The sequence below is a fragment of the Fodinibius sp. AD559 genome, assembly GCF_052712805.1.
Map to the genome: position 1 here is coordinate 69,346 of NZ_JBQPVW010000004.1, position 22,907 is coordinate 92,252.

Sequence of the window (22,907 nt, forward strand, 5' to 3'; positions counted from 1 at the left end):
TTTTAACAGGGATGGATAATTCAAGGAGAGGGATCATATGTTATTCACCAAAGCCATAAAGAGAACCTTTGGACTGTTAGTTGCATTTCTATTTTGTTGCATCATTATACAACCAAGTCTTTTGAGAGCGAATCCTGGAAAACCCGTAATTGATCTAAAGATCGACTGCAGTTACACTGTTGAGGGTACTCTTTCTGTTGAACATCACAATGATATGGCCAACTTTCTTGGTCGTGATACTACGGCTCTAGGAAATGTTCACGTCAGAGTTTCAGCCCGTAAAAAGTTGTTCGGAGGTGTCTGGGGAAATTGGGCTCCATGGGGCAAGGTACGTACAGATTCGGAGGGGCATTTCAAACTTAGCCGTAGCAAAAATTGTCAGGAGCGGCAGTTTATGGTTAAGGTCCACTTCAAAGAACCCGACCTGGAGATCCGCCACGGAATGGCTACCGACAAAGCCCGTAAAGTGTCATGGTATACTGTTTACAAAGAGTCTAGTGCCAACGATGGCAACCGGGATATCCACAAAGAGTTAGACGACCTTACTTTCAGCAACTCTGGGAATCATAGTCTAAGTAATCGTGAGCCGTGGTTTCACGCAGATATTTGGACACTTTACCAAACCGCAATTGATACAATGAATAGCTACGGATCGCGACTGGGGTTTCAGGATAAAGTTAAGGTGAAATATCCGCATAGAAAACCCAATTTAGATCCCTATGCCAATCCGTTAAACAATGTGATTTACTTGGTGAAAAAGAGTGGTTGGGATACTGGAAAGGATATAAGAACCATGCTTCATGAACTATTTCATATCTGGGCATACCAACATAGTAGGATGGAGAACAGGATGGCCTATTACTTGGTTGGTCATATGAAGGAGGGAACTCATGGGATGGTGGATCAGACTTTTGTTGCCTTTCACGAGGGATTGGCTAAGTGGGGTAGCGAAGTACTTCAAATGAAAATTTCACCCGGCAAGAATAGTTTAAGATCACCTTTAAGCAGAGATGAATTAGCAAATGAAGGCATTGAAGGGCTATGGAATGCTGACCTTACAGAATGGGGATGGTTGAACCTCTTCAACCTGATGCATAAGCAGGATGTTTGGGAATATAATTTTGGGACCAGTAATAAATCATTGAGTCGGACAGAGAGCCGAAATAGCTTGAAGCCTTATATCAAATGTGATGTAGCGAGGTTAGACTTTGAAGAACTGCTGAATATTCTGGATCGAAAGGGTACAGATGATATGCACGTCAATGACATGTCTTATCCTCCCTTCTCAAATGCTGTGCAATCCCAAAATAATGGTGTTGGCCGCTGGGATATGGTAGCCTATGCTAATATGATTGATCCCAGTGAGTCCGTAGACGAGATACGGCGGTCCATGTGTGAGGAGAAACTGGCGAAATTGCCAAGTGGGGCAAGTGATTGGTATGGAACATATACAGGCCGCAATGACGGTCGAGAGGCAAAGCTTACCATTAAGCCTAGCAGTGATCAATACTACCTCGACATCACATATGAAGATTTAGATCGTGGAACAAACCTTACGGGCCAGGCAGATGCCCGACAGATTGTAGATGGACGATTTAAAACATTGAAAAACCTCACTCTCTCCGGTTCGGGAGATCAAACCAAAAAAATTCAACGTTTATTTCTGCATTCTGATCCCAACTATATCTCTGGCTATTCTGAATGGAATGGAAATGACTACGGCATGGCTTTCAGTAAAAGCGGGGTAAATGCCAGTGCCGACCCAAGGGACTTGATGAATACCTCGAAGGAACTGGAACAATGGTCAGAGTGGACTGGCTCCTATAAAGGTCGCCAAGATGGGCGTAAGGCAAAATTGACTATTACTTGGGACAATTTGCTGTGGTTGCATATCAAGTTGGAAGGACTGGAACGGAATAAGACATTTACCGGTACTGTTCGAATGGGTGATCAAGAGTCTACTCCTGCCCATATTATGACGGATATTGAGCTGACCAGTAAAGACGGGGATACTAAAAAAATTGAACAATTTGCCCTACATACGTGGAATACCAACTATATCACCGGCCATTCCAAGTGGAGTGGGAATGATTATGGAAACTTTTATACTCGAACTTCCGATATTCCTGACACTCGTGACGACGGTGGGTTTTCGCTCGGCTACGAGAAGTACGAGGAAATCCGAAAAGCAAAGCAACTGGAAAAAGCATTCGAAGGATCACATAGCGTAGCCAACTTCCAAGACGTACTGGATCAAACAGGCACTGATGAATGTACGATGACTTCTCAAAACTGTAGCGGAGAAAACAGCTTTCCTCAATCGGAGTCACAGCTTCGTAATTCAAACTATGGAGTACAGCCTAAGGCCTGTGTCGAACAAATCAATTCTCTGTTTAACATTGCAAAGAATTCCGAGAACATATCACAGCTCAATAGCGCTATGGACAACTTTGGAGGGGAAACTGCGAGTCGTACTGGTGCTGTAAGCCGAGAACAGGTAAGCGGCCAGTGCAGTTTTTCTGGTGGGACTATGACCGCAATGTCTCATACTTCGAGTCCCACTCCTGCGCAGAGCGAAAATATAGTCGAAGTTGCAGCAGATATTGTTCAAACCATAGGCAATAATTTTGCCGATGGTTATCAGGGAATGCCTTCTGCATGGAATTCATATCGTTTCATCAGAAACTCCCAAAACTTAGAGAGCCAAAATCATTTCCAAAAGCCAGTTATGATGGCACTTAGGGGCTATTTTACTGTGATAGCTCAGGCTGATGCTGAATCTGGTCAACAACTCAAGAAGCTGGCCTTGGATGGGGCAGCCTATGGAGGATTAATCGGGAGTATGCACGAAACCTATCAGCTTAAGACTAATCAGGACGCAGATTTATTCACAGAAAAAACAGAGGCTGACAATAAAATATTTCTGATTCCTAAAGGCGGGTTCTCCCTTCCTGGAGTCAGCAGTTTCGGTGATATTACCGGGTTGGCGGGTTCCAGCCTGCAGAATCAGACCTCCGTATTTACTTGGGGAAGCAGTTTAACGATGGGGTCCCGTGACGGCTTCGCCAACTTGCGGCTTAGCGGACTACACCGTTCGGCATCGACGGTTACTACCCTGCAAAATGACCAGATTACCACTACGGAAGTGGATATGTCGTTTAGTGCGCTGTCGGCGGAAGTCGTTCTGAAACCGTTGCCCCGAATTATTGTTCAACCCTATGCGATAGCCGGATATGGGGCACGCAAGCTTTCTTTTGATGGAGGCAGTGGCAGTAACATTGATCAGAGTTGGAAGCAGACCGTGCCTATAGGTGCCGGTGTGGATATACCGCTTGGAGGTGAGGGCGTAGTGCTCGGCGTCGAGATGGTAGATTATATCTCTAACTTTTCTGGAGAGGGCACTAAACGCCACGATGCTTTTCTATTCGGATACATCGGTATCCCGTTGTAGTGAATGGCTTGATCGTTTTAAAAGATGTAACCGGTGGTTCAAGCACTGGATAAAATGCTATAAATAACCGAGAAATCCTTGGGAAGATAATGGAGGAAGAACGGTTGACTTCATATCGAAAAGGGGAGGGGTATAAGCATTTTCATTTTTCCTCTCTATTTGTTCCGTTGCAAAATTAAAAAGAAAAATACTTTGTAGAAGTAATTTGTAATCCCTTATATTTGGAGTCTCATTTTAATGAGTGTTCATTTAAATATTGTTGACAGGACTTTGTTACCTATTTGTTACCTGATTGGTGCTATTTTGGGGTCTTTTTGGCTCTAAGAAGTACGATATGGCAGGAGGTAGGAAGGCAGTTAAAATAGCCCTAAGTCGTTGTCAGGCAATCATTTAACATGTTTGCCCGAGTGGCGGAATTGGTAGACGCGTCGGACTTAAAATCCGATTGGCATCCAAATGCCAGTGCCGGTTCGAGTCCGGCCTCGGGTACACATTCGGGCCCGTAGCTCAGTTGGTCAGAGCAGTCGACTCATAATCGATTGGTCGCAGGTTCAAGTCCTGCCGGGCCCACTTTTTTATTCCCTCCTTTTCACCACTCAAAAACACCCTTTTAAACATTTTGAGGGCTGTTTTTGAGATTTTTTCTTCCTTCGCTATCCACTTTTAAAAATGAAATTATTTCCCTTTTAATCATTAATTTCGTAAATAGTTGGTACAGCGATTGGTACATATGTTCACTATTCGTTTAAAGCTTGTGAAGGTCTGCCGATCTACAAATAGTTTATTGCAGATTTAGTTCAAAATAGAATAGGGGCCGAAAAAAGGGAGGGAAGTACTCAATTATGTCGAGTGACCCTGAAAAACTGAAAAAATAAGAGTAACTATGTACCAACTCGTACCAACTACTAAACATTTATTTAAATTTGAAATAACATGGCAAGTCTAAAAAAGAGAAATGATACCTACTATATTCGATTCTTTGCGAAGATAAACGGTGAAAGAAAACAGAAAGCGTTGAGCCTTCGAACGAGTAATAAGCGAGAAGCCCAGAAGATGCTCATCGAGTATGAGGAGAAATTTGAACGGGGAGAGATTGATCCGTTCAACGGTTGGACTCCTAAGCAGGAAGTGGAGAAGAAGCGCCAGCAGTTGAGAGGAAAGTATATGCCATTGCACAAAGCAGCTGATCAGTTTATTGATGAGCGAAGCCAGGCCAATGAAACCACCAAGAAAAATTACCGGCGTCACCTAGATATGCTGGAAGATCAGTTGGGCTCTACGATGCCGGTGACACAGATATTGGAAAAGGATATCCGCGAATTTTGTTTTCGAAATGATTTGGCCAAGGCAACTCAGGCCAGTTACTTGCGACACCTAAAAGTATTTTTTCGATGGATGCATGAAAAGGAAATCTTAAAAGAAAATATTACCGAGAATATTAAGCCTCCAAAGATTCCTGATAAGATATCCCAAAAGACTATTTCACGAGAACAGCTTGATGAAGTATTTAAAGCTTTTGATAAGTTTTATAAAGAGCAGGAAGAGGAGGGGCATGTAACATCGAAACATCAGAAGCGACTATGGTTTAAGCCCATGATTAACATGATGTATTATTGCGGGATGCGCGCTAGCGAAGCGGTAAATCTGAAGTGGAATCATGTTGATTTGAAGGGTAATCCCAAAGATCCCGATGACTTGGGACATATTCGCATTGTCAATACTGATGATAATACTACGAAGTCAGGAAAGGAGCGCGTTATTCCGATTCGTGAGCCTCTGAAGCCGTGGTTAGAGCAATGGTATAAAGACCAGGGTGAACCGGAGGATGGTTATATGTTTCCAAGTTCTACAGGATTAAATCAGTTCCATGGTATGACGGCTGCGGCTCTTTCACGATCTTTTAAGAAATTTGTAAGATTGGCTGATGATGTGCCTGATACGATTATGCTGCATGGGCTTCGACATTCGTGTGCAACGGATCTTCTCCGAAAAGGTGTGCCTATTCATATGGTGCAAAAGATAATGGGACACTCCTCTATCGATGTGACCCAAATTTATGAGCACTTGGATGAAAACGATCTTAAGAATGCCCTGAAGGGGATTGATTAGGAATATTTTGAGACGAAATATGAACAAGTGTTAATCATCTATCAGGATAAACTTTGTTCTCTGGGCTTATGCGTAGTATCATTATACCCACAATAATACTAGGCTTACTCTCCCAGTTCTCTATTATTTTACTTTCATTAAAATGAATCAAGCCTTCGTTACTATGATTGCTAATATTAAAGAGTTGAAAAGTCTGCTTCACGAAAGCATCGAAAATATTGACGACGAGTCTTTTCTCCAGACCGTAAAGCACATTTTAGATCACAAATATCAACCCAAAGAGGAAGTAACGCTTTCATCCTATCAAGAAAAGCGGATTGATGAAGCAAAAAAAAAGCATTGACCAGGGGGATTACTTAACAAATGAACAAGCGGACCAAATGGTAGCTAAATGGCTAAACGAATAATTTGGACCACTCAAGCAGTAGCTGATCGTATTCGATTTTGGATTATTGGTACAAAAGGCTTGGCACAAAAGAATACTCCCAAGAACTTGATGAAATGTTTAAAGAGGTTGTGACATTACTCTCAGAATTTTCATTCCTAGGTCGTCAAGTAAAGAATCGAGAAGAACGGGTTTTTGTGAAAGATCATTATCAAATTTTCTACCTTAACAATGAAGACCATATCAGAATTTTGCATCTCTGGGATAGCCGAAGAAATCTGGAAGAGGTTGATCTTTGAATAGTTTACAAGCGTACTATCCCTGACACCCTTCCTGTACTACCTACTTGTTTCGTAAGGGCGTGCCTATTAGAAAATCATGGGACTACTCATCTATTGATGTCACACAGATCAATGAGCACCTAAATCAAAAAGATCTGAAGAATGCCTTGAAGGGGATTGATTAGTATTTTTTTAGCCATAAATATTTTAATAGGCTTCAATTAGTTGCAATATGAATAGCAGTTAAGTCAAATAAACTAACTTCCAGTAAACAAGTAACTGTATAAAAAATATCTACTTTATATATACTTTTTCACTTTTTATTTCGTATTCTTATGTTAATAACATTGTAAGAACATAAGGCAATAAGATTATGATTAAGAAACTTCAAAAAATTGGCAATAGTCGAGGCGTTTTGCTCGAAAAAGCCCTGCTAAAGCTTTTGAAAGTAGAGGATGATGATCAGGTTGAAATCATTCCACAAGATGAAGGCCTTTTGATTAAAAAAGTTGGTGCAAAGTCTGCTTATCAAGAAGTCAGTAAAAAGCATCGAAAATCCTTAGATAAGCTGGGTGAATAATGAACGTCCCTTCCTTTCTAACGGTGGAGGACATTTTATTTATCCATGAGCAAGAGATTGAAAAAGCAGGCGGCGATCCAGGTATTCGGGAAGAACAAGACGTACAAGCTTGTGCAGATGCTCCCAAAGCTAGTTTCGATGGAAAATACCTCAAAAACCTATTTGAAATGGCGGCTAGCTATATCATTTGTTTAACTATAAGGCATCCATTTGTCGATGGGAATAAGCGAACTGCTTTGGCTTCGGCCCTGACCTTTTTGTATCTCAATGGATATGAGGTAGAAGAAACCTATGACTTAGAACTTGCTGACTTAGTTCTGGACTTTTTATCAAAAGACATTTCCAAAGAAGATGTTTCCGAACATCTAAAAGAGAATGCTATCAAAAGATAACATACGGCTAACCCCTTTCCATATTATTTTGTTTTGTAATTGTATTATAAATCATAATAGATTAGGCATATCCTTATTGTCAAAGCTGATGAAATGCTATGAAGCTAGGAAATGAGTGCGTTATTCCGATTCGACTGTCTTCGCTGGGTGTTTGGCTAACTCTGGAAACTCCCGCAGAAGTTGTTTGTCCATTGTGATTAGTTCGAGATCTAGATCTTTGGCTAAGCTTACGAATTCACAATCGTAGGAGGAACAAGTTGATTGGCTGACATGATTTAGAATTTGGACTGAATTAACCTGAAATTGTTGGTCTTTCATTTGAAGTTCAGCCTTCTCCATAATCAGCAAAGCTTCTGCTAAATCAATCAGCTCTTTTCTTAAATACAGCGTAACTATATTTCGAAATTCACTTCGCCAAAGAATAGGGGCAACCCATTGTGGATCTTTTTGATAGAGCTCGTCACAAAGTTCTGTTGCATCTGATGGAAGCCAAAATTGAGCAAGAATATTCGTATCGACAACAATCATGGACGCCCTTGATTAATGGCAGATTCAATTTCTTCAGAAGAGAGGCTGCCTTTTGCTTTTTTACGCAATCGACGTGCTTCTTGTAAAATATCGTCAGTAGAAACCTGTTGAGGTTTGACGGTTTGCTCTAAACAAGCAATGATCTCACTGTTGATACTGCGATGATGAGCGTTGGCTTGCTCACGGACTCGATCGTAAATTTCTTCTGGAATGTTTTTTACGGTGATACTAGGCATAACAAGTTAGTTTCGTTATGGTTTCTTTATGAAACTAAAAAGGGCAGGCGATTATTGCAAGAAAAATGAAAATACCTAAGATATAGGGGGGGGGTAACTTAAACTTGATATATTTTCTTTTAAATATTTAAGTGTATAATGAAGTTAGAAGATTGCCAGTTATGTGTAAATATTGATAAAAAAATAAACATCAACTAAATCGATACAATTATGCGAATGAATGTAGTGATCGATGACGATTTGATGGATGAAGCCTTGAGGGTAAGTCAATTGAAAACGAAAAAAGATGCCGTGGAAGAAGGCTTGAAATTGTTAGTCCAGTGCAAAAAGCAAGAAAATATCAAAGACTTGCGTGGCAAATTGCATTGGAAAGGTGATTTGGAAGATATGAGGACTGACGAGAAGTGATTTTAGTTGATACAAGCGTATGGATTGGTTATTTCAACGGCGTAGAAAATAAACAAACTGAAAACCTTGACCGAATTCTTTCTGAGCAGTCAGTTCTAATAGGAGATATCATTCTCACCAAAATTTTAGAAGGTTTTGACAGCGACAAGGAGTTTAGGTTGGCCAAACAAGCACTTGATCCATTAGATTGTGTTCATCTCGGAGGCAGATCATTGGTTATAAAAGCAGCATCTAATTTTCGTTTTCTTCGTTCGAAAGGTGTAACAATTCGCAAAACCGTTGATATGCTTATTGGCAGCTGGTGTATCGAACATGAAGTAGAGTTGTTACAAAATGATAGGGGCTTTGATCAGATAGCAACTCAATTACCATTGAAGGTATATACTGATTGATATCGTACACCTGCCACTGCGGTTAACAGGAGCACCGTAGAGTTGTTAATGTCATTAGCCGTATTTAAACTTCGTTCCTCACTTACTTTGGAGTACCTTTTATTAATCCATGAGCATAACATTCTAAATATATCAATGGAAAACTATTCAGTATAATAAATAATGCTTTTCTTGTTAGCCTGAATTTTCTTATGACTTTCTTATATTACTATTGAATTAACCTAAATATCCCTTTTGCCATGGCAAAATTAGAAGAGATCAAAAAGAAAGTCCGCCCCATACTAGAAAAATATGGAATTAAAAAAGCTGGAGTTTTCGGGTCTACAGCTCGTGGTGAAGCTGAGGGAAACGATGTGGATTTACTGGTAAAAATTGACAAAAAAATTAGCCTATTGGATTTTATTGGTATTCAACAAGAGCTGGAAGACGAACTCGGTATGAAAGTAGATCTCGTTGAATATGATTCTTTAAAACCTGCCCTTAAAGAAGATATTCTAAAAGAAGAAGTACCGGTTATATGAGCAAAAATAATACGTCTTACTATGAAAAATAAGTTAACGCTCCGTTTAGACGATTCATTGATTAAACGAGCTAAAAAACATGCCAAACAAAAAGGAACGTCCGTATCACAAATGGTTGCTGACTATTTTGCTCTTATTGAGACTGATCGACCATCAGTAGACCGCGGTCTTCCTCCCATTACCGCTTCTTTAACTGGTATTTTAAAGGATCAAGAAGTTCACGAGGAAGACTATAAAAAGCATTTAGATGAGAAGTATCTAAAATGAAAGTCCTATTTGATACGAATGTACTACTTGATGTTTTTTTAGAACGAGAACCCTTTTTTGAGGCATCTGCCCAAGCAGTTGGGTTTGCTGAAAAAGGAGAGATAGAAGGGTGGATTTGTGGTACAACCGTTACTACTATATTTTACTTATTGGCAAAGCAATTATCTTCTCAAAAGGCCAACCAGCATGTCCGAGAAATACTAAAAATTTTCAATGTTTCTAACATTAATCGTGTAGTTTTAGAAGATGCTTTAGAAAGCAATTTTAAGGATTATGAAGAAAGCCTCCTATATCAATCAGCCATTCACGCTAATTTAGAAGCTATCATTACTAGAAATCAGAAAGATTTCGATAAAAGTGAGATTCCCGTGTATAGTCCTACAATATTTCTAGAAGCCTTAGATACTTTAGAATGATCGTGTTTATTTAGCCCGCCTTTAGATTGACGCCATAGTATAGTTGCAGTGAACTTGGAACTTTGTTTCGAAATAAGGGCTCATGAAAGAGCCCTTATCTTTTGATCAACTATGTTGCCGTATGAGTTTGAAAAGTGGGGACAAGTCCACGATTAATAGTTGCCTGCCATCAACATTTAGCATCTGGTAGTTAATGAACTTGTGTTTATTCGCTAATGAGTCCAAGACATCTAGTACATTATCCCTGCATTTGTACTCTGTCATTAATTGTTCTCGAAACTCATCAAGGTAAACAACAACGGTGTATTGGTTGGTCTCTGACTGATATTCGCCGAGTAATAATTGTAAGAGTTCACCCGTCTCATCGGCAGTAAGCTGATGAGCTGTGGGATTAAATATATTCCAAATTCGCTCAGCTGAATTTAGTTTATCATACCGATGTATTCCTTTAAGGTTTTTGAAGTTCGCATTCATGATGTTTTATTTTTGGTTTTAAGGTAACCAGCCTCTTCTAGATGAAACCAACCTCACTTTTAAGGTACCCCCATATTTCTATTCTTAACTAACGTAACAAGGGTATACCCTTGCCACTGGCTATTAATAGCCACGAATAAACACTTGGAAATGTTAATCTGGATAACTTAGAAAGGAACTGAGGTGCAGGCTTCTATCTAGAAGAAGGTCTGGCAAAAACGTTTTGCAGCCATAGCGTTTGCTTAGGCTTGTTAGTTGTTACAGTCTGAAAAGTCGTTCGATAACTTTACGCTCGAAATATTTTCTACGACTCCCACCGAATTGAATGGATGGAATATACCTTCTATGATCAACTGAAAAGTTAGATCGATTGAGTATTGTCCGCGTATTGAGACCTGTTAAGTCTTGGACATCTTTTGCTGTTAAGTATCGCTTTTTATTGATGCGATTGGCATTAGTGTTAAGTAATAGGTCTAACTTCTTCTCAATTCGGTTTAAAAGGTCTGTTTGTTGATTTGTGTGTACCATTTCATTTAAAGTTAAGCTGGTTTCAGTTTAAGGATTTGTACTTCTTAATTTTCTAAAAAGTGCTGCTAAGCACATTATTAACTTTTTTATTTACAGGCTTATACCTTTAGATGTTTGTATTCAAAGGTTTTGTTAGAGGTTTTTGTTAACCGTTTATGTTTAAGCTGACCCTCTTCTTCCACGGAAGGTCCTTCCCCTTTTTTGCTAAGTGAGAGTAAGTGCTTCTCATAGTGTTTCTTTTTTGTAAAATATTCTGAGCTTCTTGACTTGATTTTCTTTACTGCCTGGTATAATTCATCGATGTTGAGTCGAACCGAATAGTACTTTAATCTATTCTTATACAACAACGTGGCTAAAAGTGATTTTTCTTCAAGTTTATCAACCGCATAACTAATTTGTTTTTTGGTTAAAAACTCAGCCTCCTTTTCACCCATTTTCAAGCATTTGGTATATATGTTTTTAGATCGATATCCGGCCGCTCTGTACTGAATATGATCATAGGTGATTCGGCAGACCCTTTTTCGCCCCACAACACTTAATATGGCGCAGTATACCTGGAACAGATTGGCCGAGAAGCTTCCGTTCTTAAAATCTTCCAATAGGTCAAATCGGAGCCTGATAGTGGGACTTTTTCCCTTAACCAGTTTCTCATCTTGGTATAGTTCTCGTTGAATGGCTCTATAGTATTTAGTCAGTTCAACGAGCTCTTCTTCTTCCAGCCAAAAATCCATTCCCATAAAGACATAATCTCGAAATTGAATTTCATCAGGTGGAAAGTATTGCGCTATGTTCTTAAGGACAGAAAAATCGCATTTGTCCAACATCTTTTTCTTAATGATTGGTCTCGTTTTATACTGACCGTTATTGGCATAATGGTCGGCATACCTGAAAAGAGTATGCCCGGTGGTCATGTAAAAGAGTTCCTTCGGGTCCTTAGATTTTTTTAGAAAATGCAATGGGAACTGTACGTAGTTATCCGTTTTCATTTTATTGAAGTATTGGTTTGATTTTTTTGGTGAACAATAGAGAAGTGTCAGCAAAACCCAGATCTCTTGGCAATTTTCGCTGGAATAAAGTTACGACCAAAATACGCTAAGTCAAATAATAATATAGACTTACATATATGTATGAATTGTCACTAACGGTGAAAAAAACTCACATATTGATGTATGAGTTTATATGTTTTCAGTTGAATATTTAACCAACCCGTTACTTATATGTAATACCTGATTTAAAGGAGAAAAATGATTCTGTGCGCGAAACGTATTCTTTCGTGGTGAGTCCTCCCCGGAATCTAAAATGATGCGGTTTCCTAGACTGGAAATTGGAACGTCTTGTTATTGCCTATTTATAATTTATTTCTCTGTAGAGCGCGCAGGGGCTCACGAGTTGGCTGCTGCCGATAGGTAGTGCGAAGGGCGGTAGATTGGATGTTTTCAAAATATCGGGGGTTACAGGTCAAATTTGAAAGGCGTTTGAATAATGGGGCCGCCTGAAACGTAACACTTTCCCAAAAAAATGCCGTGTATACCCTCGGGGGTTCGGTGAGTCCCATCGGGGCATTCTTGAAGGGGTACCCCCCCCTTAAAGTACTACGTAACAGGGTCTGGTTTTTACCATTTTTCTACGATAAGATCCATGATAGTAATCACAATACTATATAAGTGCGTTTAAAGCGTTTGGAGGGCGATTTGGGTGTCGCATAATAAGTAATTATGTAAACCTGAACTGTTTTGGTTGGCATCTGCAATGATAAGTGACAGGTTACAATATTTGGATGGACCGCCCGCGAAAGGTCTTGCAACGGATAATATGACACCTGTTACCTTTATCCAAGGGGTGTTCCTTTTTTATAGTGTTACATTACGGGTTACATAGGTTACAGTGGAAAAGTTAATAATTCGGGATCTAACAGGGTTAAACTACAGAACTATCCTTAATCGATTCAACTTAGGTGAGGACATTTGACACATATACTATTAATAATAAGCCATGTTTAACAGAAGCAGATTCTCTGCTACAAAGAGGAAAACTCAATTTGCCATCAAGTCCTTCGCCTCTTTTTTCTTATTTCAATGCTCTTAATAGGGTCCCACGGTATATTTATATACGAATAGCGAAATGGGCGTATAAAATAAAGGACTCAATAGGGATTACTTTATACTTATACTATTCGGACAAATTGGTTTTGTAAGTATTGCCCTCCGCAACGGTCTTACTAATAAAGAGAGGTCTTAAAAATGGTAGGGATGGGTGGAATTTACGATACCTGCCTGAGTCCTTTTCCTGTATAAAAAAGAGAGAGGTTTATCATGTGTTATTATACCAACAATATCCTCTTAACTGGATATTGGTCGCCCACCAACGAGATGTTGCGCCACTTTTCGATAAGGCCATCGGTGAGCCCCCACTGGATACGATTGGGCATGGGGCAGGACTTTCGCATTAACAGCGATCGCAGTGAAGGCGTTACAATTTAGACATTATTAATATTAAATAATAGATCTGGTGGAAACTTACAGGGATATAGAGAGTAACTATAAAATAGCATTCACGGATAACAGCGTGTAATCTATGTTGTTTTTAACTTTATCAAGGTAGATATGCAAATGAAAAATGTTGTTTATCTACCCATTATCAAATAAAAAAGGAGAGCTCATGAAACGAACTAACATATACTCAACGTTAATTTACGAAGGTTTCACAAGATTAGCATGGTGCATGGTTGCATCTCTAATGCTTGTGGTTGTCGGCTGTTCCAGGCCATATATCGAAGCTACTTCAATACACCCGGATTCTGATGAACAGATTGAATTTACGGCATCACGAGGTGATGTTGAGGGTACAATAACCAAAATGGAGATCGAGGTGGATGGTACTATTGTAGCCAGTGATAATGATGCCACAGCCACCTATACCGGGGGACCGTATCCAACGCATTCAAACTCCAAGCTCACTTTTGCTGCTATTGCCACAAAGTCCGGCGGTGATACGGTACGGAAGTCCGATTGGGTGTATGTAGCGAATCCCAAAAATGTATATTCCTATACCTCACCCTCAGGTTCTAATGACGGTTATCCGGATGCTACGTCTGAGCAAACCGGTGCAAATCTATATCGTCTGGATAAATCCGTGGTACGAAATCACGCCATAAATGCTATCATGGAATATGCCAACGCCAACAGTTTGTCGGTTTTTGAAGTGTTTAATACCGCTAATCACTTGGTGGCTGCTGTGGCCCGGTATGTGGATGAACATATGAGTTGGAGAAGTGACGGAACCAATCCCACGGTATTTGCTGACAATGGATATGAAGATTACAGTCCGGGTTGGGATTTTCCTCAGCCTGCCGATTTGACCCTGACAATTTCAGGTAACCTGACCAATGCAACACCCAATGATGATTTCCAGGGCGACTGTGAAGACCATGCCATTTTACGGGCTGCCTTGCTCCGGGCCCTTGGTTTTGCTCCCTGGGCGATTTGGGATGCCATCGATAATCCCGTGTCGCACGAATACAACATTGTGCTCTATGAGGGGGCTTATCGTCTGATGGATTACGGAACTATTGATCGCTGGTTGGATACGCATACCTGGGATTCGCATCGGAGTTTTTACGGCTGGAATGAAAACAACGGTCCTCGTGGAGCAAGTTCTACCCAGAACAACTACCTGAAGAATAACACCGATAACTATCCGGGTGGAAAATCAGACGGGCAGCCGTGGAGTTATGAGATCTATTATAAAGACGTTTCGCCGTAACTATGAGTTCAAAAATTAATATTACATACTGAGAGGTTTATTATGAAATTACGCAATGTTATATATCCGAAATACAGTTATTGTCTGATAGTATTCGTGTTTTTCTTTAGCTCACAGCTATTTGCTCAGCAACAAGAAAAGGCACGAATGCAGCCGATCTCGTTTTATGAGGGAGCGATAGCAATTGAGAAGATAAGTGGATTTGTAGAGCTGCACGATGGCGAAAACCCCGAGACCGAGTTCAAGGTCGTCCTTAGAAATGAGGGAGAGAGTAATGAGCAGATAGAAGTTGGTTTTCGGGGAGCACAAGCTAAGAAGGTTTCGCTGGATCAAGGGGAAAGTCAGTCGGTATCAGTATCACCGATTACAAGCTTCTCGGGTGAGGCCGGTAGTGCCCAGAAGGCTGATATTGATATGGTGTTACTCTTTAACGGGGAACCTGTACAAAAGCCTGTTGGAGCTGTAAATGTGGAGGTTCGGCTTCCGCAACAAGCTTCCGGACTGATACGAGCAAACAAACAGCTGAAGCGGGGTGATGGCAATGAATATTATCTGTCAGGCCAGCGTGTTTACCTAACAGAGTTGAGTTTGGTCTACACCACGGGACCGGTGACCCTGGATATTAAAAAGCAGATTCGGCCCACCCGCATTGATGAGGAGGGACCGGTTAAAGTAACGCTTCGCATTAAAAACAGGGGACCCGACGCGGCGCAAAATGTTCTTATTGAGGAAGATTATGATCCGCGTGACTTTTCGGGCGAAGGAGAAAACTTTGAGATGTATCAAGGGAAAGTTAACGATCGCAGGTTGCTGTGGTCGCGTACCATTGATCGCATCCCCGCGGGCGAAACAGTGGAGATAAGCTATGAGCTAATAGCCAATATGCCCGTGCATGATACCAAGCTGAGTGCCACCACCGCCAGCATCGACGGTGAGCTGGTGGGTGTCAGCAACGAGATATTTTTAGCCGGTGAATAATACTGCTTTGATAAATTCACAAACTCTTTAAAAGGGGGGGGGCACGGTCAGGTGCTCCCTTTTTTATTACATGAATACAGCATTAGACAACGGTTGTCATTACCTGTAGCGTGCTTACTGTTGTATCATAAACAGTTTTTCGTCTATTTTTTTGCTGACAAAAAATGGACACTCTGAATCTTATATCAAACCCAAGAATTTTTGAAAAGATTAATAGAATACGTTGCGTATTTTTCTACAGTTGATATGGTTTATTTTTTCAATCACGCATTCCCTCACAACCCTGATGCCGGATTTCTCTAAAAATGATGAAGAAGGCACGAATGATCCCCTCCTTACAAAAAGGAGGGGTGTAGGGGTGGTTGGGTAAAGCATTTGCTCTGTAATGAATTATTTCCTGGTATAAAGAACAGTCCATTAATGCCCCGCAATAAATTACGGGGCTAATTTATTGAACTCTTAAGGCTGGCTAAAGCCAGCTATTTTACTCACCCCCTACTGGGTGCGATATACTTCGTAGTGGCAAATTCCTCCCTATAAAGATGGAAGGGCTTGAAACCAACATCTTCTTCACAGTTTTAAACCGGACATAAGAATTGTGAGCGAAGGACAAAGGATGCGGGAATGTATTTTATACCGGTCAATATCAAAGAAATAGTTAATGAGGGGGGAAGGACCATTAAAATACATGCATCCTGCAGTCCGGAGCAGAGTTCACAATTCTAAGTCTTGATCTTTTTCACACCTTTTGTGTCAAGCCTCCGAATTCTCGGGACCCCCCCTCTTGATAGAGGGGATTTTCCAGTGCGAGCTTTACGGTTTTAAAACCGGGGGTCCGGGGCGCACTAAAATCCTATTTCATCCGTTGCATGGTACTTATATTGTAATTACATTATTGTATAATATCATTAATCCAAAGTGACATGAAAACAAAGCTTATTCGTATTGGAAATTCACAGGGAGTTCGTATTCCTAAGCCCATCATTAAGGAAATTGGCCTTTCCGGGGAAATAGAAATGATTCTCAAAGACAATAAAATTATCCTGCGTTCCGCCGAGCAAACCCGTAAAGGCTGGGATAATGCTTTTAAGAAAATGGCCGAAGAAAATGATGACCAATTAATTGATAAAGAAGGTGTTGAAGCGCCAAGCCAGTGGGACAAAACTGAGTGGACATGGTAAAAAGTGAATCTGTTCAGCGTTTCGACGTCTACTTAATTTCTCTTGATCCAACTCTGGGATCAGAAATCAAGAAAACACGCCCTTGCCTGGTTATTTCGCCTGATGAGATGAATCGGCATATTCGAACTGTTATTATTGCTCCGATGACCTCAACAGTTAAAAATTATCCATCAAGGGTTACTACGACGTTTCAAAAAAAGCGGGGCCAAATTGTTTTAGATCAAATTCGTACAGTAGATAAACAACGTCTAATAAAAAAATTGGGAACTATTAGTTCTTCTGCTCAAGATAAGACGCTAAATGTACTTCAAGAAATGTTTTCACTTTAAGTTACATCTCCTACCCATTTGAATGTTCCGAGTCTGTACACCGTTCTCCGCACAGAATTCTCATGCCCGGGGTTATAAACCGTGAGTTTACAAAATAGGGGGTCCGGGGCGAATCGCGGGAAAGCTGATGATAAAAGCAATGAATGTGTTAGAGCTGGATTTGCTTGTGATTTTCAAAAGAACAAAATCTACGATTCCCCCGGTGAGCTTTTTGTTACTTTTTTGCTCATTCAAAAAAGTAAGTCCCTCTTTGGTCACAAAAAATGAATAACATTTTTAAGTTAGATCCCAGTAAAAGGGACATTTTTATAATCATTAAAAAAGCTTTTTTATGCACCTTTTGAATGCACAAAAGGTGCGCAAAACGCACCGGCTGTGGGTTCTTCGGTCATATACTATTTCGCGCTTCGGGAACGAATGTAATACTTGCTCCGAACCCCACGGAGCTTCAAACAGAACATTCGTTCTGCTCCTCACCGCTCAACCGCAGACGCATTCCCTCACCACCCCAATGCCGGATGGTTGAAAACCAGTACCACCTTCAAGGTTTTAGGTCGGACATGAGAATTGTGAGCGGAGGTGCGTAAGATCATTTCGTACCGGTGATATTTTAGAAATAAGCACCATAGTAAAAGGACCATCGTAATGCTCGCACCCAAGGGCCGAAGACGGGTTCACAATTCTAAGTCTTGACTTTTTTACACCTTTTGTGTCAAGCCCCCGAATGCTCGGGGCGCGGCAAAAGGTGTACCTTATTCTTTGGTTATAAAAAAATAAATGTCATAACTGCATCAATAATAAGACACTTCAATAGTTTAATTAAAAAAGGTTGGAACCAGGATTATAAAGGATAAAGAAGATTATCAGAATGCTTATATAAAATTAGCATCACAGCCCGGCAATAAAGAACCGTTCCTAAACGGTTCTTGTAATTACTATATTTTAAATATATTATTGTTAATAAACTGGTAAAATCATGAAGACTCTTACAATAAATATACCCGATACAGCAGACATAGATGATAAAGAAGCTAAAATGCTTCTTGCATCGAGACTATATGAAAAGGGTAAGCTTACCTTGGGACAGGCTGCTGAATTAGCAGGGTATTCCAAACGAACTTTTATGGAATTACTTGCTGATTATGATGTATCACTAATAAACTATTCTCCGGAGGAGCTTGATGAAGATATAGAAAATGCCCAAAATTATAGTCGCTGATACCAGTTGTTTAATCCTGTTCGAAAAAATCAAAGCCTTTAAACTTCTTAAAGAGGTTTATGGACAAATTCATATCACCAAAACTGTTTTTGATGAATTTGACCAAGAAGTGCCGGAGTGGATTAAAGTTGTGGAACCTGATTCGAGTATGTATAAAGGGTTAACAGCAGTACTGGATTTGGGAGAAGCTACGAGCATTTCATTAGCTGCAGAATATGAAAATTCACTATTAATAATTGATGAAGTAAAGGGAAGGAAAATAGCTCGCAAGATGGGTATTCCTATTACCGGGTCCCTTGGTGTCTTGGTTACAGCAAAAAGAAAAGGGCATATAAAAGCGCTAAAGCCATTGATATCTAAGATTCAACAGACAAACTTTCGCATATCTGAAAAACTCATTAAAAAGGTTTTAGAGAAAGTGGATGAAGCTTAATTAGTAACAAAATATACGATCTCTATAGACATTATAATCACTGTTGTTACCTTTAAATTCCTTAAAACCAGTATCCACTTTACGGTTTTTTAAAACAACACACCTGCTGCCGGCCGTAGCCGATTACAAAATTCTAAGTCTTGACTTTTTCACACCTTTTGTGTCAAGACAAAAGGTTTACCTCATTGTTTGATCACAAAAAATAAATGTCATAACTACATTAAGAAGAACACTCCAATAATTTAATTAAAGATGGGAACTAAGATTTAATAGATGAAAAGATTTATAGGGTCAAGTATCCAATTGACAACATAAATTTCCCTCCTTGAAGAAGATGAAATCTTTGTTTGTGAAATAGTGACGTGACAGCGTAGGCAGATGGTTATATTTCATGGACTATGGAGTAATTGTTATTCATATAAACCTGCGACTAAAACATCATTATTAAATTTTCTAAAAGTTTATTAATTCTTTATTTTTAGCATTCTTAAAATCAAGCAAATCTTGAGTAAAGGGCATGCCCATTTTTCATTTATCTATTTTTAATTTTTAATTAGAGAAGCGCTGAGCAACGAAAAGCCACATAACGACCATCACGATCCCAAACCCCAAAAAGGGCAACAGCCTCACACCCCACACCCCCAAGGTTATTACGGTCAACCGCCCGAATACGGCTACCAACCTATTGAAGAAGATGAGATCGACCTCATCGAGCTGGTGCAGACCTTCTGGGATGCGCGTGGAAAAATTGTAAAAATTACCGGGGTCTTTGTGGTATTGGGACTGCTCATTGCCCTCTTCAGCCCGGAAGAATATTCTACAAGTGCTACCTTGATGCCCGAATCACAATCTGCTCAAAGCGGGGCAAGTGGACTACTGCAGCAGTACGGGGGCATGCTGGGCATCAGTGGAGCCAATCTGAGTGGCGGGCAGGAAGGTTCTATCCCCCCACAGCTCTATCCGAATATTGTACAGAGCCTGCCCTACCAGGTAGAACTGATGAATACCGAAGTCTATTTCTCGGAGTACGATACCACCGCCACTGTCCATGATTTTTTTAGTGAAATTCATGCTCCATCAGTCTTGGGGTATGCCAGGAAGTTTACCATTGGGTTGCCCGGGGAGATTATCGCACTTTTTAAGTCGGAAGAACAGAATGTAAACCCACTGCCTAAAAAAGTGGATCGTGGCTCAGTACTATCACTGACCAAAGAGCAGATGGAAATAGTGGAAACGCTTCGGGAGCGATTATCTATATCGGTAAACCAGGAAACCGGTATTTTAACGCTAAACTCTAAATTTCCTGATCCCCAAGGGGCTGCGGAAATTGGTCAGGCGGGCATCAAGTTATTGAAACAGCATGTGAAAGAGTACCGAACCCAAAAGGCGCGACAGAACCTGGAGTTTGTGCAGGAGCAGGTAAAGGAGGCTCGGAAACGCTTTGAGGAAGCTCAGCAACGATTGGCGGAGTTCCGTGACAGTAACCAGAACCTGGCCACAGCCAAGGCACAGAGCCGCGAGCAGGAACTGCAATCACGGTATGACCTGACGTTTAATCTGTACAACTCTCTTTCTCAGCGAGAGGAACAGGCGAAGTTAGATCTTCAGGAGGAAATTCCGGTGCTTTCGGTTTTGCAGCCAGTGAGTGTACCGTTGAATGACAATACCTCGGGACTATTTATTTTGATTGTCTCTGGAATGTTGGGAGGTATTATTAGTTTGGGATGGGTAGTAGTGAGTAATTGGTGGGAGCAGATTAGTTTTAAGCAATAAGGGTAAGTTTTTAAGCGTATTTTTATCCTAAATCAAGTGCTGAGCTTGGCTTAGGATCTAAAATGATATTTCTAACATAATAAGAATGGATATTGGATAAGGATTCTAAAATTTACATTGCCGGACACCGTGGTATGGTGGGTTCGGCTGTGAAGCGAAAGCTGGAGCAAGAGGGGTGTAATAATCTTATTTATAAAAGTAGTTCCGAGCTTGATCTTCGCAACCAACAGGGAGTTCAAGAGTTCTTTAATCAAGAGCAACCTGAGGTGGTAATTGATGCCGCAGCCCGGGTTGGGGGTATAATGGCCAATAAAGAATATCCCTGGCAGTTTCTATATGAGAATCTTGAAATACAAAACAATATCATCGCTGCTTCTCACCAGCAGGATGTAGAAAAACTAATATTTCTGGGCAGTTCTTGCATTTATCCGAAGCATGCCGACCAACCGATGGGTGAAGAATCCTTACTGACTGGATCGCTGGAACCGACGAACCAGTGGTATGCCATTGCCAAGATTGCTGGTGTGAAGATGGTGGATGCCCTGCGAAGGCAGTACGATCGCGATTATGTATCCCTGATGCCGACTAACCTATACGGGCCTAATGACAATTTTGATTTGAAAACCTCCCATGTACTTCCGGCTATGATCCGCAAGTTTCATGAAGCAAAAGGAGACGGAGATTCGCCCGTACAACTTTGGGGGACAGGTTCACCGAGACGGGAGTTTCTGCATGTCGATGATGTAGCTGATGCCGTATTTTTTGTTTTGAATAGTGAAATGGAACACGATCTGTATAATGTAGGTACTGGGAAAGATATTTCCATAAAGGGATTAGCGCTTTTAGTCCAGAGAATAGTGGGACATAAAGGTGATATCCGTTGGGACCATTCCAAACCGAACGGGACGCCCCGAAAGCTTATGAACGTAAGTCGCATGACAAAAGCAGGGTGGACATATAATATTAAATTGGAAGATGGGATTAAGGCTACCTACGAATGGTTTTTGGAGAATTTGGATGAAATTAAGAAAGTGGAAATTGAATCATAAAATTTCCCCTCGAGGAGAGTGTCCGGACGATAGTCGGGATGAGGGGTGTTCATCCTTGTGAAGAAACTTGAAATTTTAATATATATCACAACATTGTGAGTGCATCAAGACAAAAAACAGCATTAATTACCGGTGTGACCGGACAGGATGGTTCGTATCTTGCAGAATTATTGCTTAATAAAGGCTATGAAGTACACGGAATTAAGCGACGAGCGAGTCTGATAAAAACTGATCGGATAGATCACCTTTATCACGATCCTCATTACGAAGGATTACCCTTTTATTTGCACTACGGAGATTTAACCGACTCCTCCAATCTCATTCGTATCGTGCAGGAAACCCAGCCGGACGAAATTTATAACTTGGCAGCTCAAAGCCACGTGCAAGTATCCTTTGAATCTCCAGAATACACCGCTGATGTTGATGCACTTGGGGTGCTTCGACTATTAGAAGGTATTCGCATTTTGGGTATGGAAAATAAAACCAAGTTTTACCAGGCATCAACCTCCGAACTGTACGGTAAGGTGCAGGAAATGCCGCAAAACGAGGATACGCCTTTTTATCCTCGGTCCCCATATGCAGTGGCCAAGTTGTATGCGTATTGGATATGTAAAAACTACCGTGAAGCATATGATATGTTTGCAGTAAATGGAATTTTGTTTAACCACGAATCTCCACGGCGCGGCGAAACGTTCGTGACACGAAAAATTACACGCGCTGCGGTACGAATTGCTACAGGACAACAAAAGAAATTATTTTTGGGGAACCTTGATGCCAAACGTGACTGGGGACATGCTAAAGATTACGTCCGAGGGATGTGGCTGATGTTGCAGCAGGAAGAACCCCAAGATTTTGTACTGGCAACCGGAGAAACAACAAAGGTTAGAGAATTCTGTGAAATGGCGTTTGGTCATTTAGGAATTGAACTTAAATGGAAAGGTGAAAGGGTTAATGAAAAAGGTATTATCGATTCCATTAATGAAGATCAATTTGAAGCCTCAACATCTCAACAATTCAACGACTCAATGTTGAGTTCCGGTGAAACAATTATTGAAGTTGATTCCCAGTATTTTCGACCTACTGAAGTTGATATTCTTTTAGGCGATGCTGAGAAAGCAAAAGAAAAATTGGGTTGGGAGCCCAACTATCTAATTGATGACTTAGTAAAGGATATGGTTGAAGAGGATTTTAAAAAATTAGAAAATAATTAGTCAG

At 40.6% G+C, this 22,907-nt stretch carries 24 protein-coding genes and 2 tRNA genes; 22 read left to right on the forward strand and 4 right to left on the reverse strand.

Annotated elements, in window-relative coordinates; genetic code table 11:
* Window positions 1-121: 121 nt before the first annotated feature.
* The 8 genes from ACQ4LT_RS08380 (at window position 122) to ACQ4LT_RS08415 (ending at window position 7,198) form a co-directional block, all read left to right on the forward strand.
* Window positions 122-3,451, forward strand: a complete 3,330-nt coding sequence (locus ACQ4LT_RS08380) for a hypothetical protein (protein ID WP_445665586.1) — start codon at window positions 122-124, stop codon at window positions 3,449-3,451.
* A gap of 401 nt (window positions 3,452-3,852) precedes the next feature.
* Window positions 3,853-3,940: transfer RNA gene (locus ACQ4LT_RS08385), tRNA-Leu, on the forward strand.
* Between the two features lie 7 nt (window positions 3,941-3,947).
* Window positions 3,948-4,021 (forward strand) — tRNA-Ile (locus ACQ4LT_RS08390).
* 363 nt (window positions 4,022-4,384) lie between these two features.
* Window positions 4,385-5,560: a tyrosine-type recombinase/integrase gene (locus ACQ4LT_RS08395; protein WP_445665587.1), complete on the forward strand. Its 1,176-nt coding sequence runs from the start codon at window positions 4,385-4,387 to the stop codon at window positions 5,558-5,560.
* A gap of 163 nt (window positions 5,561-5,723) precedes the next feature.
* Window positions 5,724-5,903 carry a hypothetical protein gene (locus ACQ4LT_RS08400; protein ID WP_445665588.1) on the forward strand — a complete coding sequence of 60 codons (180 nt, stop codon included), beginning with the start codon at window positions 5,724-5,726 and terminating at the stop codon, window positions 5,901-5,903.
* Window positions 5,904-6,004: 101 nt separating this feature from the next.
* The gene (locus ACQ4LT_RS08405; RefSeq protein ID WP_445665589.1) at window positions 6,005-6,244 is read left to right on the forward strand and encodes a type II toxin-antitoxin system RelE/ParE family toxin; all 240 of its coding nucleotides are present in this window, start codon (window positions 6,005-6,007) and stop codon (window positions 6,242-6,244) included.
* Window positions 6,245-6,599: 355 nt separating this feature from the next.
* On the forward strand, window positions 6,600-6,806 hold the full coding sequence (locus tag ACQ4LT_RS08410; protein WP_445665590.1) for a MazE family transcriptional regulator: 207 nt from the start codon (window positions 6,600-6,602) through the stop codon (window positions 6,804-6,806).
* Window positions 6,806-7,198 (forward strand): type II toxin-antitoxin system death-on-curing family toxin, encoded by a 393-nt coding sequence (locus ACQ4LT_RS08415; RefSeq protein ID WP_445665591.1) that lies wholly within the window; start codon window positions 6,806-6,808, stop codon window positions 7,196-7,198. The genes ACQ4LT_RS08410 and ACQ4LT_RS08415 overlap by 1 nt, the downstream gene beginning before the upstream one ends.
* A 120-nt stretch (window positions 7,199-7,318) precedes the next feature.
* Here the strand turns inward: ACQ4LT_RS08415 and ACQ4LT_RS08420 are convergent, their stop codons facing one another.
* Both ACQ4LT_RS08420 and ACQ4LT_RS08425 read right to left on the reverse strand, forming a co-directional pair.
* Window positions 7,319-7,726, reverse strand: a complete 408-nt coding sequence (locus ACQ4LT_RS08420) for a type II toxin-antitoxin system VapC family toxin (RefSeq protein ID WP_445665592.1) — start codon at window positions 7,724-7,726, stop codon at window positions 7,319-7,321.
* A complete protein-coding gene (locus tag ACQ4LT_RS08425; protein WP_395261959.1) occupies window positions 7,723-7,962 on the reverse strand; it encodes a FitA-like ribbon-helix-helix domain-containing protein in 240 nt (79 codons plus the stop codon). The genes ACQ4LT_RS08420 and ACQ4LT_RS08425 overlap by 4 nt, the downstream gene beginning before the upstream one ends.
* Before the next feature lie 210 nt (window positions 7,963-8,172).
* On the opposite strand from ACQ4LT_RS08425, the gene ACQ4LT_RS08430 reads away from it, so the two are divergent.
* The 5 genes from ACQ4LT_RS08430 to ACQ4LT_RS08450 all read left to right on the forward strand — a co-directional run bounded on the left by ACQ4LT_RS08430 (window position 8,173) and on the right by ACQ4LT_RS08450 (window position 9,966).
* A complete protein-coding gene (locus ACQ4LT_RS08430; RefSeq protein ID WP_445665593.1) occupies window positions 8,173-8,370 on the forward strand; it encodes a type II toxin-antitoxin system VapB family antitoxin in 198 nt (65 codons plus the stop codon).
* The gene (gene vapC / locus ACQ4LT_RS08435) at window positions 8,367-8,762 is read left to right on the forward strand and encodes a type II toxin-antitoxin system VapC family toxin (protein WP_445665594.1); all 396 of its coding nucleotides are present in this window, start codon (window positions 8,367-8,369) and stop codon (window positions 8,760-8,762) included. The genes ACQ4LT_RS08430 and vapC overlap by 4 nt, the downstream gene beginning before the upstream one ends.
* Before the next feature lie 239 nt (window positions 8,763-9,001).
* Window positions 9,002-9,283 (forward strand): nucleotidyltransferase family protein, encoded by a 282-nt coding sequence (locus ACQ4LT_RS08440; RefSeq protein ID WP_445665595.1) that lies wholly within the window; start codon window positions 9,002-9,004, stop codon window positions 9,281-9,283.
* Window positions 9,284-9,304: 21 nt separating this feature from the next.
* Window positions 9,305-9,550, forward strand: coding sequence for a DUF6364 family protein (locus tag ACQ4LT_RS08445; RefSeq protein ID WP_445665596.1), 246 nt, complete (start codon window positions 9,305-9,307; stop codon window positions 9,548-9,550).
* Entirely contained in the window at window positions 9,547-9,966 is a 420-nt protein-coding gene (locus ACQ4LT_RS08450; RefSeq protein WP_445665597.1) for a type II toxin-antitoxin system VapC family toxin, read from the forward strand. Before ACQ4LT_RS08445 ends, ACQ4LT_RS08450 begins: the two co-directional genes overlap by 4 nt.
* Before the next feature lie 1,100 nt (window positions 9,967-11,066).
* Here the strand turns inward: ACQ4LT_RS08450 and ACQ4LT_RS08455 are convergent.
* Together ACQ4LT_RS08455 and ACQ4LT_RS08460 are read right to left on the reverse strand one after the other, a co-directional pair.
* Window positions 11,067-11,954, reverse strand: a complete 888-nt coding sequence (locus tag ACQ4LT_RS08455; protein ID WP_445665598.1) for a hypothetical protein — start codon at window positions 11,952-11,954, stop codon at window positions 11,067-11,069.
* Between the two features lie 1,334 nt (window positions 11,955-13,288).
* The gene (locus ACQ4LT_RS08460) at window positions 13,289-13,414 is read right to left on the reverse strand and encodes a hypothetical protein (protein WP_445665599.1); all 126 of its coding nucleotides are present in this window, start codon (window positions 13,412-13,414) and stop codon (window positions 13,289-13,291) included.
* A gap of 212 nt (window positions 13,415-13,626) precedes the next feature.
* Between ACQ4LT_RS08460 and ACQ4LT_RS08465 the strand changes: the two genes are divergently transcribed.
* The 9 genes from ACQ4LT_RS08465 (at window position 13,627) to gmd (ending at window position 22,903) form a co-directional block, all read left to right on the forward strand.
* Entirely contained in the window at window positions 13,627-14,730 is a 1,104-nt protein-coding gene (locus ACQ4LT_RS08465) for a hypothetical protein (protein ID WP_445665600.1), read from the forward strand.
* A gap of 42 nt (window positions 14,731-14,772) precedes the next feature.
* Window positions 14,773-15,708: a hypothetical protein gene (locus ACQ4LT_RS08470; protein ID WP_445665601.1), complete on the forward strand. Its 936-nt coding sequence runs from the start codon at window positions 14,773-14,775 to the stop codon at window positions 15,706-15,708.
* Window positions 15,709-16,631: 923 nt separating this feature from the next.
* A complete protein-coding gene (locus tag ACQ4LT_RS08475; RefSeq protein WP_445665602.1) occupies window positions 16,632-16,889 on the forward strand; it encodes an AbrB/MazE/SpoVT family DNA-binding domain-containing protein in 258 nt (85 codons plus the stop codon).
* The gene (locus ACQ4LT_RS08480; RefSeq protein WP_445665603.1) at window positions 16,883-17,218 is read left to right on the forward strand and encodes a type II toxin-antitoxin system PemK/MazF family toxin; all 336 of its coding nucleotides are present in this window, start codon (window positions 16,883-16,885) and stop codon (window positions 17,216-17,218) included. The genes ACQ4LT_RS08475 and ACQ4LT_RS08480 overlap by 7 nt, the downstream gene beginning before the upstream one ends.
* A gap of 976 nt (window positions 17,219-18,194) precedes the next feature.
* Window positions 18,195-18,437: a UPF0175 family protein gene (locus tag ACQ4LT_RS08485; protein WP_445665604.1), complete on the forward strand. Its 243-nt coding sequence runs from the start codon at window positions 18,195-18,197 to the stop codon at window positions 18,435-18,437.
* Entirely contained in the window at window positions 18,415-18,870 is a 456-nt protein-coding gene (locus ACQ4LT_RS08490; RefSeq protein ID WP_445665605.1) for a DUF3368 domain-containing protein, read from the forward strand. Before ACQ4LT_RS08485 ends, ACQ4LT_RS08490 begins: the two co-directional genes overlap by 23 nt.
* A 699-nt stretch (window positions 18,871-19,569) precedes the next feature.
* The gene (locus tag ACQ4LT_RS08495) at window positions 19,570-20,643 is read left to right on the forward strand and encodes a Wzz/FepE/Etk N-terminal domain-containing protein (RefSeq protein ID WP_445665916.1); all 1,074 of its coding nucleotides are present in this window, start codon (window positions 19,570-19,572) and stop codon (window positions 20,641-20,643) included.
* 89 nt (window positions 20,644-20,732) lie between these two features.
* On the forward strand, window positions 20,733-21,692 hold the full coding sequence (locus ACQ4LT_RS08500; protein ID WP_445665917.1) for a GDP-L-fucose synthase family protein: 960 nt from the start codon (window positions 20,733-20,735) through the stop codon (window positions 21,690-21,692).
* Between the two features lie 95 nt (window positions 21,693-21,787).
* On the forward strand, window positions 21,788-22,903 hold the full coding sequence (gene gmd, locus ACQ4LT_RS08505; protein ID WP_445665606.1) for a GDP-mannose 4,6-dehydratase: 1,116 nt from the start codon (window positions 21,788-21,790) through the stop codon (window positions 22,901-22,903).
* The last annotated feature ends 4 nt before the right edge of the window (window positions 22,904-22,907 follow it).